The organism is Candidatus Vallotiella adelgis, assembly GCF_020541305.1.
GTDB lineage: Bacteria > Pseudomonadota > Gammaproteobacteria > Burkholderiales > Burkholderiaceae > Mycetohabitans > Mycetohabitans adelgis.
On record NZ_CP047396.1, the window covers coordinates 12,414 to 33,034 of the forward strand.

Annotated in this window: 14 protein-coding genes; 13 read left to right on the forward strand and 1 reads right to left on the reverse strand. The window is 45.7% G+C overall.

Annotated features, from left to right (window positions below):
• The first annotated feature begins 1,434 nt into the window (after positions 1-1,434).
• A complete protein-coding gene (locus tag GJV44_RS00030) occupies positions 1,435-2,433 on the forward strand; it encodes a sodium:calcium antiporter (RefSeq protein ID WP_420885744.1) in 999 nt (332 codons plus the stop codon).
• Between the two features lie 455 nt (positions 2,434-2,888).
• Here GJV44_RS00030 and metE read toward each other — a convergent pair whose 3' ends face one another.
• Positions 2,889-5,183 (reverse strand): 5-methyltetrahydropteroyltriglutamate--homocysteine S-methyltransferase, encoded by a 2,295-nt coding sequence (gene metE / locus GJV44_RS00035; RefSeq protein WP_226806491.1) that lies wholly within the window; start codon positions 5,181-5,183, stop codon positions 2,889-2,891.
• A 106-nt stretch (positions 5,184-5,289) separates the two neighbouring features.
• Here metE and GJV44_RS00040 point away from each other — a divergent pair, with 106 nt between their 5' ends.
• The 12 genes from GJV44_RS00040 to GJV44_RS00095 all read left to right on the forward strand — a co-directional run bounded on the left by GJV44_RS00040 (position 5,290) and on the right by GJV44_RS00095 (position 19,645).
• The gene (locus GJV44_RS00040) at positions 5,290-6,204 is read left to right on the forward strand and encodes a LysR family transcriptional regulator (RefSeq protein ID WP_226806492.1); all 915 of its coding nucleotides are present in this window, start codon (positions 5,290-5,292) and stop codon (positions 6,202-6,204) included.
• A 2,073-nt stretch (positions 6,205-8,277) separates the two neighbouring features.
• Positions 8,278-10,278, forward strand: a complete 2,001-nt coding sequence (gene mnmG / locus GJV44_RS00045; protein WP_226806493.1) for a tRNA uridine-5-carboxymethylaminomethyl(34) synthesis enzyme MnmG — start codon at positions 8,278-8,280, stop codon at positions 10,276-10,278.
• A complete protein-coding gene (gene rsmG, locus GJV44_RS00050) occupies positions 10,275-10,985 on the forward strand; it encodes a 16S rRNA (guanine(527)-N(7))-methyltransferase RsmG (protein WP_226806494.1) in 711 nt (236 codons plus the stop codon). The genes mnmG and rsmG overlap by 4 nt, the downstream gene beginning before the upstream one ends.
• A gap of 1,364 nt (positions 10,986-12,349) precedes the next feature.
• Positions 12,350-12,718 (forward strand): ATP synthase subunit I, encoded by a 369-nt coding sequence (locus tag GJV44_RS00055; protein ID WP_226806495.1) that lies wholly within the window; start codon positions 12,350-12,352, stop codon positions 12,716-12,718.
• A gap of 52 nt (positions 12,719-12,770) precedes the next feature.
• On the forward strand, positions 12,771-13,619 hold the full coding sequence (gene atpB / locus GJV44_RS00060; protein ID WP_226806496.1) for a F0F1 ATP synthase subunit A: 849 nt from the start codon (positions 12,771-12,773) through the stop codon (positions 13,617-13,619).
• Between the two features lie 62 nt (positions 13,620-13,681).
• Positions 13,682-13,951: a F0F1 ATP synthase subunit C gene (gene atpE / locus GJV44_RS00065; RefSeq protein WP_226806497.1), complete on the forward strand. Its 270-nt coding sequence runs from the start codon at positions 13,682-13,684 to the stop codon at positions 13,949-13,951.
• Between the two features lie 111 nt (positions 13,952-14,062).
• A complete protein-coding gene (locus GJV44_RS00070; RefSeq protein ID WP_226806498.1) occupies positions 14,063-14,533 on the forward strand; it encodes a F0F1 ATP synthase subunit B in 471 nt (156 codons plus the stop codon).
• A 2-nt stretch (positions 14,534-14,535) separates the two neighbouring features.
• Positions 14,536-15,072, forward strand: coding sequence for a F0F1 ATP synthase subunit delta (locus GJV44_RS00075; protein WP_226806499.1), 537 nt, complete (start codon positions 14,536-14,538; stop codon positions 15,070-15,072).
• Positions 15,073-15,138: 66 nt separating this feature from the next.
• On the forward strand, positions 15,139-16,680 hold the full coding sequence (atpA, locus tag GJV44_RS00080; protein WP_226806500.1) for a F0F1 ATP synthase subunit alpha: 1,542 nt from the start codon (positions 15,139-15,141) through the stop codon (positions 16,678-16,680).
• 82 nt (positions 16,681-16,762) lie between these two features.
• Positions 16,763-17,647, forward strand: coding sequence for a F0F1 ATP synthase subunit gamma (atpG, locus tag GJV44_RS00085; RefSeq protein ID WP_226806501.1), 885 nt, complete (start codon positions 16,763-16,765; stop codon positions 17,645-17,647).
• A 73-nt stretch (positions 17,648-17,720) separates the two neighbouring features.
• Positions 17,721-19,112, forward strand: a complete 1,392-nt coding sequence (atpD, locus tag GJV44_RS00090) for a F0F1 ATP synthase subunit beta (protein ID WP_226806502.1) — start codon at positions 17,721-17,723, stop codon at positions 19,110-19,112.
• 110 nt (positions 19,113-19,222) lie between these two features.
• Positions 19,223-19,645, forward strand: a complete 423-nt coding sequence (locus GJV44_RS00095) for a F0F1 ATP synthase subunit epsilon (RefSeq protein ID WP_226806503.1) — start codon at positions 19,223-19,225, stop codon at positions 19,643-19,645.
• Positions 19,646-20,621: the final 976 nt, after the last annotated feature.

Sequence of the window (20,621 nt, forward strand, 5' to 3'; positions counted from 1 at the left end):
TATTAATACATGAAATAATGTTTTCTGGCGCCTGTCGGGCATTAATTTCGAACAACCCTGAGCTTTTGGCTATTAAACCCGCTATACAGTGCCATTAATTCGGCAAGCAGTACGTTTCCCGCTATGGGCTACCGCTGACTCTAACGTAATATACGTTGGTATGCGCTGGTTAATAATGTATGCGACGTATGAATGCTAGATTAGAATGACGCATAAAAATTTCGCCATACGATTCGTCATGTGAAGGCATGATACATACGTTACGCACTACAAGCGAGCACATATATCTGCCCATCTAAACAAATCTGTTACTTTATTAATGCATTGATCGCCAAATCGGATGGCAACTGTGTGATAGCACAGTGTCTGGAACGCACTGTACTGGATTTTATATTGTGGGGTAGACGTGCTAGCTCATTTTGGAGGCTTTGGTTGAATATTGAGTGGTATAGATTATTTTTTAATTAGGCGATCTAGAAAATCTAGTGTATAAGCCGACGATCGGTAGTATTCTGCATACCATCCGTGCGGCAGTGTCTTCGATAGATAACTCGATCACCCTCACTGAAGGTGAGAATACGACATACTTTAGTGATGCGCTTCGCGTTCTGGCTGTTTGGTTAGCCGTTCGAGATTGCGATACGCACGGATTCATTTAGTCGGCAAGCTAGCGCGAGTAAGTTCGCGAACCTATGTTTCTTCTAGTCTAGCATAGATGACATGACATCTGTAAACCTCGCAATAAAATGATTAAAAGAGTTGGCTTGCTAGGGCGCTTAACATAGCCACAGTTATTACTTACTCGGCCGCTGTCTCATGGAAAACTAAACTAGTGTTGAATACGAAAACATATACTGCAAAAAACGCACGGTGTAGACAAAATCTTAGTATCCTCGAGTGGATACTAGACTGTGTAACTAGCTGGTAGCTACTTGGATAAGTAGCTAGGTAACTCTTACCTATTGGTTTTTGTTCCTACGAGTTTAAGCGATTCTAGAAATCAATAATAATATCGCCATATTAAGTGGTATCTCGGATAAAAGTTAGAGAATAAGAAGTACTACACATCACTCTATATGATCTGTTCGTGTGTTGGTTAAAATGTGCGGGCTCTGTGAGAGAGTAGTCTTTTCTAACTTTCTCGGTTTAGGATCCGACGTGAATTCCTGATCTGGGTAGTTGTTGCTCCATAGATCAACGCCAGTGCGCAAAAAGATCATACTAATAATCTTTGGCTTATACCGTTTCGCGCTAGGCCTACTTAGGTTAGGATAGTCTAACAGCAGTTTGCTAAGTCAGGTTTAGTAGTCGCGATATGCTTAATGCGCGATATAGTTAATGTGTTAGCCCGTGGAAAGATATTATGCAATATCCCCGTTTACTCTACTCGCTTGCTACTTGGGCCATTCCGACTATGATAATGGGAGAGTTCACGTGATCTGGCTGGAACTTTTATTAATGCTTGTGGTAATTTTAAGTGCTTCTGAATTATTCACAAACGCGCTGGAGCACCTAGGTGAGCGGTTGAGGTTATCCGAGGGCGCAACTGGCTCATTGTTTGCAGCGATTGGTACTGCACTACCTGAGACATCTATTCCACTAATCACTATTTTTTCAGGACGTGGCGATCGGCTTAATGAAGAGATTAGTATAGGAGCAATCTTAGGTGCGCCGTTAATGCTTGCGACGCTATCTACATGTTTAATGACTGTTTCAGTACTCCGTCAGCGCGGACTCTTCGGACGAATACGGCCTGCTACCGACGGTATCAACCGCGATCTTAATTATTTCCTGTTTGCGTTTTCGTTATCTGCCGCCGCAATGTATGTTCCACATACCAGCATACTAATGCAGGTAGGGTTAAGCGTCTCGCTTGTATGTATATATCTGCACTACGTATATGCAACTTTGCGTGCATCACAAGCCTTAGTAGCTGGTGGATATGGTATCGGGGCATCAGATATTATGTATCTGGCGCGCATTGGTTTCCAGACCCGATGGGTAACAATTATATTGCAGTTAAGTATCTCGTTGGCTTTGCTAGTTGGTGGTGCGAAAGGGTTTATCCATGGTGTAGATAAGGCTTCCCAGCTGCTGGGCGTATCGCCGCTGCTGTTATCCCTGCTAATTATCCCGATTGCTACAGAGTTGCCTGAGAAGATCAATAGTATCTTGTGGGTGCGTCGCGGAAAAGATACGCTTGCGTTTGGAAACCTTACCGGTGCAATGGTTTTCCAAGGTACATTACTTCCGGCGCTAGGCATTATACTCACGTCATGGGAACCGCGCAGCGAAATGCTGATCGGAATTGTGATCACGCTAGTTGCTGCAGCGTGGTGTCGTGCGCTGTCATGCTGTCTCGGCCTACCAATCTGGGGGCTTCTGTTTAATGGCATGCTCTATGCAGTCTATCTAGCCGTGACATTAACATAAACTGCTATATTTTCTGTTTTTATTTAATGCCGGAGATAACAATTCCTATGAGGTACTATGGAATAAGCAGTATTTGCTAAGAAACAACGCAAATAAGCTGAGCGCAAAGCTATGAGTCCATCTGACGCGCATCAACCTGTAGCATATTGCAGTATTAGTCTTAGTTGATGATCTTTACTTAAACTCTAAGGAAAAACTAGACGCAGGATCACCCCTAACATGATGCAGCGAGATTACTCGGAGCCAGCTCTCATAAATCGCTCAGGCTCGAGCCTGAGCGATTTATGAGAGCACTGGTAAAATCTAGGGAGCTATTATGGACTAGCCTATTTTTCTTAGTAAAAAGCTGAGTTTTCTATATTAGAATAAACCAAAAACCTGCCGCAGAATACCCAGACGAAGCAGGTTTTTGGGCACTAAACTGAACTTAACTAGTATTTAAGTTTTATTCTTCCTCATGCATTAGATGCCGCATCTGCGCGTAATATATGCGCAGCAGCTACCATATTTTGTAGCGCTGGGATAACTTCTGTCCATGTGCGCGTTTTTAATCCACAGTCTGGATTGATCCACAAGCGCTCGGCTGGAATCCGCTGAGATGCCTTTCGCATCAACTGAACAATATGTTCCTGAGTCGGGATGTTCGGTGAATGTATATCATATACACCTGGTCCAATCTCATTCGGATAGTTAAAGTGATCGAATGCATCCAGCAGTTCCATATCTGAGCGAGCTGTTTCGATTGTGATGACGTCTGCATCCATATCTGCAATTGATGTGATAATATCGTTGAATTCCGCATAGCACATGTGCGTGTGGATCTGTGTTTCATCGCGAACGCCATTAGCTGCAATACGGAATGCGCTGACTGCCCACTGCAAATACTCACTCCATTGCGACTTGCGCAATGGCAAGCCTTCGCGCAAGGCTGCCTCATCAATTTGAATTACGCGAACGCCCGCATGCTCGAGATCATATACCTCTGCGCGGATAGCCAGCGCAAGCTGCTGACACGATAAAGCGCGAGGCTGGTCATCGCGAACGAACGACCAGTTCAGAATTGTTACTGGCCCGGTTAACATGGCCTTCATTGGTTTTTGAGTCAGCGATTGCGCATACTGCATCCACTCGACTGTCATCGCCTTCGGCCGGTGGATATCACCGAACATAATAGGTGGTTTTACGCACCGTGAGCCATAGGACTGAACCCAGCCGAACTGGCTGAACGCATAGCCTTCAAATTGCTCACCGAAATACTCGACCATGTCATTTCGCTCGGCTTCACCGTGTACTAGCACATCTAGCCCTAGTATTTCTTGTTCTCGTACAGTGCGCGCAATCTGTTCGCGCATAGCAGTGTTATAGCCTGCCTCATCTAGTTTTCCAAGACGGAAATGGCTACGTGCCTGGCGGATTTCCTCAGTTTGTGGAAACGAACCAATTGTTGTAGTCGGATATAATGGAAGACTTAATTGCTTGTGTTGCTTGAGTGCGCGTTCCGAATAGGGACTTCTACGGCGCTCCATCTCGGGGTTAATGCAAGAAAGCGCTGACTTAACGTCTGGATTATGTACACGCGCCGACACTTTCCGCGTTGCTATAGCGGATTTATTATCCAGTAGTTCGGATTCTACGGCTTGTCTACCATTATTCAGTGCACTGGAAAGTATATTAAGTTCGTCCAATTTTTGCAGGGCAAACGCAAGCCATGAACGGAGCTCTGCATCAACGTTATACTCACTAGTTAGATCTACCGGAACGTGCAGTAGTGAGCATGATGGTGCTAACCAAAGACGCTGTCCGAGATGCCGATGGATAGGCTCAAGCCAGTCAAGCGTTGCAACAAAATCGGTTTTCCAGATATTTCGGCCATTAACAACGCCGAGTGATAGCACGCTGTCGGCCGGGAACCTCATTATTACATCGGAGATTTCATTGCGAGCATTAAACGTATCTAAGTGTAGGCCCTGTACTGGTAATCGGCACGCAAGCGGCAGATTGTCCTGTAATTGTCCAAAGTAAGTAGCTAATAGGAGCTTAACCTGATTGGTGCGCAACGCATCATAAGCGCGAATAAATGCTTTCTGCCAGCTTGGATCAAGCTCCGTAACAAGAATCGGTTCGTCGATCTGCACCCATTCGACGCCACATGCGGCAAGTTTGGCTAACAATTGCTCATAGATTGGCAAGAGACGCGGAAGTAGCGCGAGTTTATCTGAATTGTCTTTGGTTTTGCCGAGCCACAGGTATGTCAGTGGTCCGATAATTACCACCTTAGCTTTCACGCCCAGGCGTCGAGACTGATCGAATTCGTCGATCAGTCTCGACGCATCAAGAGAAAATGTCGTTGAAGCGCTTAATTCTGGAACGATATAATGATAGTTAGTATCGAACCACTTTGTCATTTCACCAGCTTGCACGCCGCAGCAGCCATGCGCTCTATCCGTAGCCGAGCGGCCGCGTGCCATCCGAAAATAGTTGTCTAGCAAATCACCGCCTAGATAGCGAACACGCTCTGGCAAGTTGCCGAGTGTGAAGCTCATATCTAGAACGTGGTCATAGAATGCGAAATCGCCTACTGGCGACCAGTCTAGTTTCGCCTGGTTGGCCCAATTCTGCTGACGCAGTTGAGAACCTGTAGCCTTTAGTTCTTCTAGCGATAACTGCGCCTTCCAGTAAGATTCAAGTGCGAATTTTAATTCCCGCTTTGCGCCAATGCGCGGAAAGCCAAGATTGTGCGTAATAGCCATGATTTAGACAAAAGCGAGGTTTAAAGTAGATCGATCATAGGGGTTGGTATGCATGAAAGAAAGTGGCATTATTTCATTTATATATTAGCTATTCTCATGGCTCAATATGCTCGAACGTATCCATCTGGTAATTGTGCGCGAAGTTGACCGGAGAGGCTCATTAACCGCCGCCGCCGAAGTATTGTGCTTAACTCAGTCGGCTCTAAGTCACACAGTTAAGAAGATGGAGCAAATGTTAGGCACAGCAGTTTGGCGTCGCGAAGGTCGTAACTTACGGCTGACGCAAGCGGGAGAATACCTATTATCGGTTGCTAATCGAGTATTGCCACAGCTAGAGCACGCACAGGCTCGTCTGGTTCAGTACGCAATTGGCGAGCGTGGCACGCTACGCATCGGGATGGAGTGCCATCCTTGTTATCAATGGTTGCTTAAAATTGTGTCGCCGTATTTGGCACAATGGCCAGATGTTCATCTGGACGTAAAGCAGCAGTTTCAGTTCGGTGGTATTGGTGCATTATTTGTCTATGACATCGATATTCTAGTAACACCCGATCCGTTGTGTCGAACTGGTCTTCGATTCGAGCCAGTATTCGACTACGAGCAGGTGCTAGTTGTCCAACGTGGGCACGCATTAACAGGTAGAGCATACGTCGAGCCAGCACAGTTAACTGACGAAGTGCTAATTACCTATCCGGTCGATATCGACCGGCTTGATATATATTCGCAATTCTTAATACCGGCTGGCGTACGGCCAAAGCGTCACGAGACAATCGAGACTACCGATATCATAGTACAAATGGTTGCCAGCGGACGCGGTGTTGCCGCGCTGCCATTCTGGTTAGTTCGAGAGTATTCGAATAAGATGCCAATCGAGGCAGTACAGCTGGGACGAGAAGGCATCGCTAAGCAGATCTTCGTAGGCATGCGCGAGGCAGATGCTGATACCGACTACCTCGTTGCTTTCGTAGCCCTCGCGCGCCATTTGGGGAATCATACTGCAGCGTGGCATCACCCTCGCTGAGAGGGTCAGACTAACTACTTCTACAACAACTTGGATCGCAATACACAAGTTTTTACCGTTTTATTGTTACACGAATCTCGTAAATATTTACCTGTTCCCAGCTAAAAAACTAGGATTTCACCGCTGAGTTAGCCTATCACAGGTACTACGTCGCGGGCAGTAGCTGCCGTCCCGGCGAGCTAGAGTGCCCACTAGAACTGTAGTCAAGGAGGCAGTCTACTTGTTAGTTTTTTTAATGCGTATTGTTATTGACCGATTGAATCGACCTGATGCGATTGTTGAGCTGAGTTTTGCATAGGAAATTGCCCCCCCTCTCCACAGAAGACACACCTTAACCCACTTTTCTTGGAGCAGGCATTAATAAGCCGCTATACGATATGTAGAACAGCTATACACATGTAGTATCGTAACGTATACAGCATGAATTAATAAAATCGTATTCGACGTGCGCATAGCATATACAGCTGCTGCTGATTCCTAAAAAGTCTCTGCGCTCCGTTCGGCTGTCGTCCAACGTGGAGTAAACAATATATGAGACAGCCGAATCAATGAAAGCAGCGTTCAAGAAAAACCATGTATAAGATATACCATACTCGGCATACCTACTCTGAAGTAGAGTGGGTTTAGCGTAATTCTGGTACGCTCCAATATGCGGCTCATGTGATGCCGTAGTCATAAGCCGCATACTTAGATAGTACTCGTTCGCACTACACCAGCGGGTTTCTGTAGACGTACTGTCTATCAAGACTTAGAACGTGGAACAACACAATAAACCTAGCGCCATAGTATGGCGCTAGAGTTTCTCGATATTAAAACAAAATCGTATGAGCTGAACTTCTGTATGGTATTAACAAAATATTTGCGATTTGATTGTTACTTGCGCCGCGTAAAAAGAGGTAAAAAATACAGCGTACGCTGTCTACGTCAACATAGAAACTACTTAAGCAATCTGCAAAAACATACACAGAACTGATGACAGATCATCGACTACGTCGTGATAGATAAAGACTAGATCAAGTCAGTATTCCGCCATCTCTAGCGTGTCGGTTATAAAGTCGGACAGTCGGGGCTTTGTTAGGCCCTACACGTTCTTTCTAATCGGGTGCTCTTAAATAAACTACTTTTCGAAGATCGCTCGCTATAGTCGGTCCGCTGCCCTAAGAGATTTCCACACCCGCTCAGCAAGCAGAAATTTCTTATGAACGATCTATGGGTATGCCCGTCGTCGAGCAGTACATTGATATAGAGCTGATCGAAAAGTATGCTGCCAATATCAGGGTAGCGTAGGGCAGGAAAACTTGCCCATCTAGCAAATAATATAAGCATGTCTATGTTGTTCAACACTATCGAAGTGGAATCGTTGCTAAGTGGGAGGGTCATGCTTTGCCATTGTTGCCGGCCTGAGCTAAGATACTATCAATATCGAAGTAAAGCGTTGCAGGAAAACCGCTAGCCTGCTGTCTAGCGGGAATCATCAACTCTTGATAGCAGTTCATACATTAAGAAGCAAGCCTGATCTCTTGATACCCCCGGGGGGGCTGAGTTTAAGATTGACGTGTATTGTAGAGAATAGGTTATATATCGTAACGGGAGCTATGCAGCGTGCGTGCTCAAAACGTATACGCAGCGTTAGAGCGATTCGACTATCGCCCATGTGATGGGGCGAGTGACTTAGTGCTAGAAATCCTTTCGGTATCACTTTCATTAAATCTGTACACGATTACGCTCTATTTAGATTTTTTCCAGAAGAATAGACGATTATATCGCAATCGCTAGTACGGCTAGGAGCAGTCAAAAAGACTTACAAGAGATAAAAGATAACAAACTACTTCAGTCACCGGTGTCTTGTGGTTTCCGGCAAAGATCCCTGAAGCGTAATATCGTGAGGATTAAGTTATCTGTACCTCACCCCGAGATGAAGTAATGATCTAATACTGCTTTCACGTGCTATACGATATTTTCTTATGTATAAGTGACACGGGCTTATCTGCTAAGGTAGATAGGCTACTATAATTAGTTAATTCTTTTATCTCTTTACATGGAAGCGCACAGCTGCTTGGCGCGTCATCAATCATGTTTCACCCCATAGAATTCGATGTCATCGTAGTTGGCGGCGGACATGCCGGCACTGAAGCTGCACTTGCTTCTTCCCGAATGGGCGCGAAGACGTTATTGCTAACACAGAACATTGAGACACTTGGCCAGATGAGTTGCAATCCCTCGATTGGAGGTATTGGTAAAGGACATTTAGTTAAGGAGATTGATGCTTTAGGTGGAGCCATGGCAGCGTCTACTGACGAAGCTGGGATACAATTCCGTATCCTAAATGCATCTAAGGGTCCTGCCGTTCAAGCGACTCGCGCACAAGTCGACCGTATTTTATACAAAGCAGCGATTCGACGCCGCCTGGAGAACCAACTAAACCTCTTGCTTTTTCAGCAGGCTGTTGATGACCTTATAATAGAAGACCACTGTGCAGTAGGTGTTATTACGCAGATGGGAGTTCGTTTTAGGTCACGTACAATTGTGTTAACTACGGGCACGTTCCTTAACGGCAAAATCCATATCGGTCTAAACAGCTATACAGGTGGACGTGCTGGAGATCCGGCAGCGACATCGCTGTCGTTACGATTAAGGGAATGGAATCTACCGTGGGGGCGATTGAAGACCGGAACACCGCCCCGGATCGATGGCCGATCTATCGATTTCTCCAAGCTGAAAGAGCAGCCGGGTGATCTAAATCCAATTCCAGTATTCTCATTCCTAGGTCGCATCGATCAGCATCCGCGTCAAGTGTCTTGCTGGACGACGCATACGAATGCTCAGACGCACGAAATCATCCGTAGTAGCCTAGATCGCTCTCCAATGTATACCGGTGCTATCGGAAGCGTAGGCCCCCGATATTGTCCTTCGATTGAAGATAAAATTTATCGATTTTCCACAAAAGATTCTCATCAGATTTTTTTAGAGCCAGAAGGGCTGACGACGCACGAGTTTTATCCGAATGGTATCTCAACTAGCTTGCCGTTCGATGTTCAACTGAACTTAATTCGCTCGATCAGAGGTCTTGAGCATGCTCATATTCTGCGGCCGGGCTATGCAATTGAATATGATTATATTGATCCAAGAGCCCTGAAAGCATCGCTCGAGACAAAAGCAATCGCAGGATTATTTTTTGCTGGACAGATGAACGGAACAACTGGGTACGAAGAGGCCGCCGCTCAGGGGCTGTTAGCAGGCATTAATGCAGGGCTTTTTGTGCAACAGCGTGACGCATGGGTACCTCGTCGAGATCAAGCATACCTGGGTGTTCTCGTTGATGATCTTGTGACGCGAGGCGTATCTGAGCCTTACCGGATGTTCACAAGTCGGGCCGAATACCGATTGAGCTTGCACGAAGACAACGCCGATATGAGGCTGACGGAAAGCGGTCGAGAATTGGGTGTTATCGATGACCTGCGGTGGGAGATATTCTTGTCTAAGCGCGATGCTATTTTACGTGAAACAGCCCGTTTGAAATCGACATGGGTACATCCTAATACGTTGCCAGAGAAAGATGCAATCGCGTTACTAGGTAAACCAATTAACCATGAGTACAGCTTGGCAGATTTATTGCGTCGTCCTGGAGTTAGCTATGATAGGTTAATGGCGCTACAGGCTAGCTGTTATGCGTCACCCGATGTATTGATCGATGATCCAGCACTACTTGAGCAGATCAAATACCAGATCGAGATTAGGATTAAGTATCAAGGCTATATCGAGCGACAAGCAGGCGAAATTGAGCGGAACAAAGCATATGAACATACCCGGCTGCCGGAGAATTTAGATTACTCAAAAGTTAGCGGGCTATCGCTCGAAGTCTGCCAAAAGCTCAATTATTATCGTCCTGAAACCATTGGACAGGCCTCGCGGATCTCTGGTGTCACACCGGTTGCTATTTCTCTGTTGATGGTCTATCTGAAAAAAATTTTTCGGCATTCAACGCCAACCCAAAATTTGGTAGCACCGCATGCTCATTCAGAAGCTATCAATACTACAACTAACAACCTCTCTACGCGGTCTAACGCGACATGATTTCTACTGAGAGTAGAGTGCTAAAAAACACATACGCAGACTTTGCATTGCAACGGCCTGGGCTTGATAAATTGTTGCGTTTTGGTGCTACTGAGCTTGGAGTTCTTCTGTCTGAGGAACAGAGAAGCGGGTTATTAGACTATGTCGGTTTACTGGTAAAATGGAATACAGTTTACAACCTTACTGCAATTCGTACACCAAGGAAAATAGTGATCCAGCATTTGCTTGATTCTCTAGCGATCGTGCCGCACATCGCCCCCCGTTCACCGGCATCGTTACTCGATGTTGGTTCTGGCGGTGGTTTGCCTGGTATCGTGATAGCACTTGCTATGCCGTTATGCAACGTAATGAACAACGATACTGTTCATAACAAAACTGCATTTCAGCAGCAAGTCAAGGGATGCCTGTGCTTGCAAAACCTGTCTATTATAACCGGCCGCGTACAGACATTGCGTGCCAAGATTAACGTACCAGATCAATTTAGCGCCATTGTATCGCGCGCGTTTTCGGGGCTAGCCGATTTTGTTAGGCTTTCTCGACATTTAGTTGCGCCAGGTGGAACCTTATGGGCGATGAAGGGCGTTTTTCCGAGTAAAGAAATTGCTTGCTTACCGGTTGGCGTAACGGTGCGACAGGTTATTCCTCTAGAAGTCCCATTGCTTGATGCCAAGCGTCATCTTGTTGAAATAGCTGTAGAGCTTGAATAAGCTGCTCTTATCATATCTCCAACCGAATCGCGAAGTATCATATAGTAGAATATCAAGGTTGCCTAGACCACAACGTCGGTTAACCTTGAGGGGAGCCTAATAGTGCAGAAAACTGTGGTATTGTCAATAGAATCTTGATTCACAGCGGCAACACAAAAATTTCAAGAATATCTGGCAACGAAGATTTGTAATTCACCAGAGGATAAATGAGACATCTAGCGCCTTCCAAATACATTCAAATTTACGCGAAAGTAGGCAGCCGCATCGGTTAGGACGCTTCACTAAAAGCTATTTCGCTGCGTATAATGAAAGTATGGTACGTAAGAAGGGAAGAGTCGCTAAATATTCCATCCTAGCAACGTTGGTGGCTGTACTTGCACTATTATAAAGCAGTATGCCCTCACCTAAAATCTTGGTATATCATGCCGACCCCCCAAAAAAAGTTTATATAAAATCATGATGACGCTATATAATCTGCCGAAATTAACCAAAGCGGTTGCATATTCGGAATTTCTAACATTAGGTTTTATCGCCGATTCATCAACATAGCTCACCAATGATAGTGAGCTATGTGTAATCGTTTATCACTTTATCTACTAGAGCTGTTGTCTATGGAGATGTCTAGCGAGCGATATTCCTTCGTGGTTTTGACGGTTAATTCTGGACATATCCTGGACTCGTTAGGTAACCTGTGAAACGTCTGCATATTACATTACAGAGGTATATCTTCCTTGTATACATCATTACATTTTGCGCTACGTCGATAATATAAGAAAGAACGACATACCTGATCGTCGCCCGCACTAGGCGCTATCGTTAGTAGGATGAGATATCACACTTAGCTTGTGAGCGAAATCCCGTTGCTCTCTATAACTAGCTGGCCGCTGCAGGTTCGGAAGGCAATTGCATACGTGCCGAGATTCCATTTCGTGTTTGCATTTCACTGGGCTGCGTATTGTGATAGCGCAGACGTTCTCTATGCGAATATCGATCTTTTACTGCTTAACAAGAAATCTGCGGAATGCAGTGCCGTGTATCGCTGAATTCCGGGTTAGATGCGCTTGTATCATGAGTAATAAAGCCTTGAATATACCGCAACAATCACTTACAATTCCTCGAGGCTGTAAGCTGCCTTATCTCTAAAAAAACGAACGCAACCGTAGTCAAGTTGCTAAAAATTTTTAATAACAATTAGGGTACTGTACTAAACGCAACAGCCAGATTACGTTTAGTACAGTACCCGTCCTCCCTGTAAAACAGGGAACCGGACGGTAACTGTCAGCAATGGTTAAGAGGATGAACTGGAGGATCACAATAGTCCTCCGCTTATCTGATGAGCCTCTAAGCGCATGCTAGGGAGGCGGGTGAGCAGTTCACATAGTGTCACACCAACGAAAGTTGTTGCAGCACAAATCCTTGTATCTTTACTTTCAGCGCTCGCGTGGTATCTCTTTACAAGATTACAGGGTAAAGCTGCACTATCCGCAATATTAGGCGGGGCGATATGCTGGGTGCCAAGTGCGTTTTTTTCCTTATATATAGGGAAGAAGCATAGAAGGGCAGCAAGCTCTTGTGCATGGATACTAGGCGAATCGGTTAAGATCGCATTGACTGCCATAATATTTGTTGCGACCGCAATGTTGGGTTGGAATATCCACTGGCTCGCGCTGCTTGTCACCTATTTTATTGCGCTAAAAATATCCTGGATTGCGCTAGGATGGCGCACTAAGTAGTCGGGTCATGCGCCTAGCAAAATGAGTTTTAGATTTATTGGATTAACACTTCATGGCTACTAGTGCAGGAACGCATCTGGATCCGTCCGAGTATATCCGGCATCACTTGCAGAATTTCTCAACGAAGCATCAAACTTCTATCGTCGATTTCTCAATTATCAACATTGACACGCTGTTCTGGTCGATTGCAATGGGCATCGTTATGCTTTTGATACTGGTAACTGCTGCGCGCGCTGCAACATTGGGTGTTCCGGGCCGTTTCCAGTGCGCGGTTGAAATGCTGATCGAGATGGTCGAGAACCAGTCTAAAACAATCGTCTATGGAAATCGACGCTTTATCGCTCCTCTAGCGTTGACCTTATTCGTCTGGGTTGCGTTAATGAATTCGCTGGACTTTATTCCAGTTGATTTACCTAGCAGCATCATCGCATGGGCTGGCCTATCAAACAAAATTTCACATCATCACCTGGTGCCGACTGCCGACTTAAATGGCACACTAGGTATCGCACTCGGCGTGCTTGTTGTGATGTTGTACTACAACATAAAGATTAAAGGGCTTTTTGGCTTTGTGCGTGAACTAATATTGGCGCCATTCGGCGCGAGCCCGTTACTTTGGTTACCTAACCTTATACTAAATCTTATCGAGTTTATCGCGAAAATTGTTTCGCTCGGTATGCGGTTGTTTGGGAATATGTATGCAGGCGAATTGCTGTTCCTGCTAATCGCGCTACTGGGTAGTATCTGGAGCTTTGGTGTAGATACTACAATTCTCGGTTTTGTTGGCCATGTATTTGTTGGCAGTATTTGGGCAATCTTTCATATTCTAATTGTGTTGTTACAGGCTTTTATTTTTATGATGTTGACCCTCGTTTACCTTGGTCAGGTACATAACACCCACTAAAGTACCCTCCCCGTCCAACAAGTTCAGATTTCCGATTCTAAAGTTTTTTAAAAGGAGTGACAATGCAAGATTTCATCGCCAACATCCAGGGTCTAACCGTTATTGCTATCGGTATTATCATCGGCCTGGGTGCCATTGGTGCCTGCCTCGGTATCGCATTAATGGGCGGAAAGTACATCGAAGCATGCGCGCGCCAGCCAGAATTAATGAATCCGCTGCAGACAAAAATGTTCTTGCTTGCAGGCCTCATCGATGCCGCATTCTTAATCGGTGTTGGTGTGGCTATGTTATTTGCGTTTGCGAACCCATTGCTGTCTAAGCTCGCTATCTAAAATTTTTAGTTACCACGCACGGCGTATTATAGAATACTAGCATGAGATTTCCTGCTTTCTAAAAAAACACGCCTGCTGTCAACCCCAGAAAGCTATCGTTAAGGAAACACTGTGAATCTAAACGCAACCCTGATTGCGCAAATGCTCGTATTCCTAGTCCTCGCGTGGTTCACCATGAAGTTTGTGTGGCCACCACTGATCAGCGCACTCGACGAACGTTCAAAGAAGATTTCCGATGGTTTAGTCGCTGCCGATAAAGGAAAGATGGAACTTGAAACAGCACGCAAGCAGATCAACCAAGAATTAGTCAGCGCGCGCAATGAAAGACAGCAGCGCATCGCAGAAATGGAAAAGTGCGCGCAGCTTGTAGCTAATGAGATTAAGTGTAACGCACAAGCAGAAGCAGCACGGATCATTGCGACAGGGAAAGCAGAAGCCGAGCAACAAGTAGTCAAAGTCCGTGACATGTTGCGAAACGATGTGGCTGCCTTAGCAATTAAGGGCGCCGAGCAGATCTTAAAGCGGGAAATTAACCAGAATACGCACGCCGAATTTCTAAACCAACTAAAAGAAAAACTTTAACTATGGCCGAACTAGCAACTATCGCTCGTCCGTATGCTAAGGCGCTGTTTAGCTTAGAACCGACCGATTGCATTGCCTGGCCTGCATTAGTGGAGGAATTATCAGAGTTTGTTCGTCTTCCTGGGGTGTTCTCGATTGCATCGAGCCCGAACGTCAGCCGCCAGCAAGTTATTAACCTGCTACTTTCCGCGCTAAAGTCGCCAGAAAAAGACTCGTCTGCTGTAAAAAACTTCGTGCAGATTCTAGTACAAAACCACCGAGTGCAGTTACTACCTGAAATCTCTGCCCAATTAAATGCATTAAAAAATGAACGGGAAGGTACGGACGATGTAATCATCAAGATCGCCTTTATACCGGACCATCAGTCCCTGAACAATCTAGTTGCGGCGCTGGAGCGTAAATTTCACCGAAAGTTGAGGCCAACGGTGAAGATCGAACCTGAACTAATTGGAGGCTTGCGCGTGACAATCGGCGATAAAGTCCTTGATATCTCAGTGCAGGCACAGCTCGCAGCGATGCAATTAGCATTAACCGCATAACTAAATTGCGATCTATCCGCGTCTAGCTAATGCAATACGCAATAGAATTAAATAGCAGGAACAATTATGCAACTCAACCCTTCTGAAATTAGCGAGCTAATTAAAAACCGGATTCAGGGACTAGAGACTAATGCCGACATTCATAATCAGGGAACCGTGATTTCTGTGACTGACGGTATTGTTCGCGTTCACGGTCTGTCGGATGTAATGCAAGGGGAAATGCTAGAGTTTTCTAAAAATACATTTGGCCTAGCACTGAGTCTAGAGCGCGACTCAGTTGGCGCAGTGATTCTCGGTGAATGCGAGAATATCTCCGAAGGCGATATAGTAAAAACCACGGGTCGTATCCTCGAGGTTCCGGTCGGTCCAGAATTAATTGGCCGCGTTGTTGATGCGCTAGGCAACCCAATTGATGGCAAAGGTCCGATGCATACGCAGATTACTGATGTGACTGAAAAAATAGCACCAGGCGTGATCTGGCGTAAGTCGGTATCCGAGCCTGTTCAGACAGGGCTGAAGTCGATTGATTCAATAGTTCCGATTGGCCGTGGCCAGCGTGAACTGATCATTGGCGACCGCCAAACTGGCAAGACCGCTGTAGCTATTGATGCAATTATCAATCAGAAGGGTAAAAATCTTATATGCATCTACGTCGCGATCGGACAGAAAGCATCGTCGGTTATAAACGTCGTGCGTAAGCTCGAAGAACACGGCGCGATGGAGTATACAATCGTCGTAGCTTCTTCAGCCTCTGATTCCGCTGCGATGCAATTTATCGCGCCGTATGCTGGCTGCACTATGGGCGAATACTTCCGTGATCGCGGTCAGGACGCGTTAATCGTCTATGACGACTTGACTAAGCAAGCATGGGCGTACCGCCAAATTTCTCTATTGCTACGTCGTCCGCCGGGTCGTGAAGCTTATCCTGGTGATGTATTTTATCTTCACTCGCGTTTACTCGAGCGCGCAGCACGCGTGTCTGAAGAATATGTTGAGAAGTTCACGAATGGTGCGGTGAAGGGCAAAAGCGGATCATTAACTGCGTTACCAGTAATCGAGACGCAGGCCGGTGACGTAACTGCGTTTGTGCCGACTAATGTTATCTCTATTACTGATGGACAAATCTTTCTAGAAACCGATTTATTTAATGCTGGTATTCGTCCTGCGATCAACGTCGGTATTTCTGTGTCGCGAGTTGGTGGAGCGGCGCAAACGAAAGTAATTAAAAAGTTGTCTGCCGGTATACGTACCGATTTAGCACAGTATCGTGAACTTGCAGCATTTTCTCAATTTGCGTCGGATCTCGATGAAGCGTCGCGTAAACAGCTAGAGCGTGGTCGTCGTGTTACGGAAATGCTTAAGCAACCACAATATCAGCCGCTGCAGATTTGGGAACTTGCAGTCGCACTATTTACCGCAAATAACGGTTACCTAGATGACCTAGAAGTCAAATTCGTTCTCGCATTTGAACAGAGTCTAGGCAAATTCCTAAAGACTAACTATGCTGCGCTAATCAAACGCATTGAAGACAACAAGGATTTAGCGAAAGACGATGAAGCTACGCTTCATATAGCAATTAAAGATTTTAAACACTCCGGCTCTTACTGATATTTTAGGAATGCAGACAAAACTTGACCTGTCATGGTGCGCTGTCAAGATAGACCGCACCCCTTCGGACAAGGAGTAAATAATGGCTGGCATAAAAGAAATCCGCAGCAAGATAAATAGTGTGCAGAACACTGGTAAGATCACTAAAGCAATGGAAATGGTAGCTGTTTCGAAAATGCGGCGAGCGCAAGAGCGTATGCGATCTTCCCGTCCGTATGCCGAAAAGATTCGTGATATTGTCGTACATATGAGCAAATCGAGTCCAGAATATCGCCATCCATTCATGGGAACAAATACTGCTGCGAAGACGGCAGGGATCATTTTAGTGACAACCGATAAAGGTTTATGTGGCGGAATGAATACAAACGTACTACGTTTATTCGCGCAAAAGTATCAGGATCTCGATGCACAGGATATGAAAGTCGAGGCAACCGCAATCGGCAGCAAGGGTCTTGCTTTTTTAAGGCGCTTTGGTGGAAAGATCGTATCGCAGGCCGTCAATTTAGGCGATACCCCGCACCTTGAGAATTTAATTGGCGCAATTAAGGTACAAATCGACAATTATCTAGAAAACAACTACTCAAAAGTATATCTAGTATATACGCGTTTTGTCAATACAATGAAACAGAAGCCGGTGATCGAGCAACTATTACCGCTCACTAATCAACATTTAGACAAGCGTCTAGATAAAAATACAACGCCTAAGTTGTCGTGGGACTATATCTATGAGCCTGATGCACAGTCAGTGGTTGATAATTTGCTAGTTCACTATCTAGAAGTCCTGGTGTATCAGGCTGTGGCTGAGAACATGGCATCTGAGCAATCAGCTCGAATGGTGGCTATGAAGGCGGCATCCGACAATGCGAAGATGATAATTAACGATCTGCAGCTAGTCTATAACAAGAGCCGTCAGGCGGCGATTACGAAAGAATTATCAGAGATCGTTAGCGGTGCAGCAGCGATCTGATCTTTACCGCGAATAAAAGATGAGAACTACAAACCGTACGCGGGGAAAGAATAAAGTATCTAAAGGAAATGCGATGAGTACTACTTCTTTAGTAGAAGGCAAGATCGTACAGTGTATTGGTGCCGTTATCGATGTGGAATTTTCTCGTGGGCAGATGCCAAAGATTTATGACGCACTGATTTTGGAAGGTGGCGATCTAATTCTCGAAGTCCAGCAGCAGCTCGGCGACGGCGTTGTGCGCACGATTTGCCTGGGATCATCTGAAGGTCTACGTCGTGGACTAATACTGAAGAATACAGGCAACCCAATTACTATACCGACCGGTATATCGACACTTGGTCGGATTATGAACGTGCTCGGCCAGCCAATCGATGAGGCAGGCCCCATCTCGCATCTGAACACACGTTCCATTCATCAAAAAGCACCGGCATTCGACGAACTATCCCCATCAACAGAGCTGCTTGAAACTGGAATCAAAGTAATCGATCTAGTTTGCCCATTCGCTAAGGGCGGGAAGGTGGGATTGTTCGGCGGCGCTGGTGTAGGCAAAACCGTGAATATGATGGAGTTGATCAATAATATCGCGAAGGAACACGGCGGTTACTCCGTCTTCGCGGGTGTGGGTGAGCGTACCCGCGAAGGGAATGACTTTTATCATGAAATGAAAGAATCAAACGTCCTGGACAAAGTTGCGCTAGTATATGGCCAGATGAACGAGCCGCCGGGTAATCGGCTGCGTGTAGCATTAACGGGTCTGACGATAGCTGAGCACTTCCGTGATGAGGGTCGCGACGTACTCTTTTTCGTCGATAACATCTACCGGTTTACGTTAGCAGGCACGGAAGTGTCAGCGCTGTTAGGCCGGATGCCATCCGCGGTAGGTTACCAGCCGACGCTTGCCGAAGAAATGGGTAAGCTGCAGGAGCGTATTACGTCGACGAAGACAGGCTCGATTACATCGGTTCAGGCCGTATACGTTCCTGCGGATGACTTAACCGATCCGTCGCCGGCAACTACATTTGGTCACTTAGATGCCACCATCGTTTTGTCGCGCGACATCGCGTCTCTTGGCATTTACCCGGCAGTCGATCCACTAGATTCGACGTCACGCCAAATCGACCCCAATATAATTGGGGAGGAACACTATAAAATCACACGCAGCGTTCAGCAGACGCTGCAACGCTTCAAGGAACTGCGGGATATCATCGCCATTCTCGGGATGGACGAATTATCTCCAGACGACAAGCTGACGGTAATACGTGCGCGTAAGATCCAGCGCTTTCTGTCACAACCATTCCACGTTGCAGAAGTATTCACAGGCCTGCCCGGCAAATATGTACCGCTGAAGGAAACAATCCGAGGTTTTAAGATGATCGTTGATGGCGAGTGTGATCATGTTCCAGAGCAGGCATTCTACATGGTAGGCAGTATCGAAGAGGCTTTTGAGAAAGCAAAAAAGATGTAATTGTTCTAGTATTTGTATCGGAGAATCGTTTCTGTTACAGGCACCGCCTAGATAGTCAAAATTCACCGGCTTGTACCTCAGTTATTTTCTGCGCCCAACTAGGAGTTGATATGGCAACCGTTAAGGTAGATATCGTGAGTGCCGAAGCTAGTATTTTTTCGATGCGCGCAAAATTCGTTGTACTTCCGGGCGAAGCGGGTGAGCTAGGTATCCTGCCTGGTCATACGCCACTTATTACGCGTATCCGCGCGGGCTCTGTGCGTATCTGGGATGAGAATGACGATGAGCAGTTCGTGTTTGTTGCTGGCGGAATTCTCGAAGTACAACCCAGCGCTGTAACGGTGCTTGCAGATACCGCAATCCGTGGAGCAGAATTAGATGAGGCAAAAGCTGAGCTAGCTCGTAAGCACGCTGAGGAGGCGCTGCAGGATATCGGCTCGAACCTCGAGTACGCTACGGCACGAGCCGAACTAGCTTATGCTACTGCTCAACTCGCGTCTATCGCACAACTACGTCGTCGTCGCGGGAATTAATCTAAACATCATTACTATGATGGACTGATAGTCACGCATGTCTATAAAGGTTGTATGAAATTACTAGTCTTTGTTCTTTTTAAGCGGTAGTGATGAGCTAAATTTTAAAAATTTATCGACTTGCATTGAACTTCCGGATAAAAATTACGGGTAAAGTTTAGAAATTCGTCATACGTGTCGAGTTCGATCAATGATCGAAACGATGTTAAGATTGCTATCTCCAGGTCAATTGTTTCTATAATCCAAATTTTTTATAAAAAATTTGGCGGCTATTACCCGATTTTGTAGAACTCTTCTATCATCTATTAAAATAACACTCTTTCTTGGCGGAGCGAACTATGTTTCATAAGCTCGTCAATGATACTTTTTACGCGTGCTATACCGCAATTCTTTACGTGAATGCTAGGATATAATTGATGCCCATAGAAATGGGGCCAATGTATTATCAAAGTATAAAGCCACCATACTAGTTCTAGTGGGATTTCCTTAGTGTGGCCAAGCCACTGACTATGCGATTGAAGTTACGCTACAGCCTATTGATTGCTATGTACTTCATTCGGCGACTTCATGTTTGTATATCATAACTACCCATTAATGCGTAGGGCTAAGTAATTCAACTACATATTCAAAAGTGGCTTATCGCTTCGCGCATCCTAGTTTGTACTAGACGCAGACTGTCGCCCAGCTTCTGTTCCTGATACCGATGCAATATTTATCATGCGACTAATATAATTGCGCAAATTAACCTTCTGTTGATGCGGATTCGCACTAACGGGCGCTACTCTAGAACAGGTAGTCGCTGCACTAGTAGTTGCAGCACTACAAGTGTAAGCATTAGAAAATGCTACCGTTTATTTTGGTAAAGCTATAAACGTAGATGCCTATCGTCCGGAGAGGCTCAGTACCCTAAAAATGGTAGTAATTATGACTTAGCAATATCTGGCAACGGCTATTTATACACATTTTTTCTCCATCT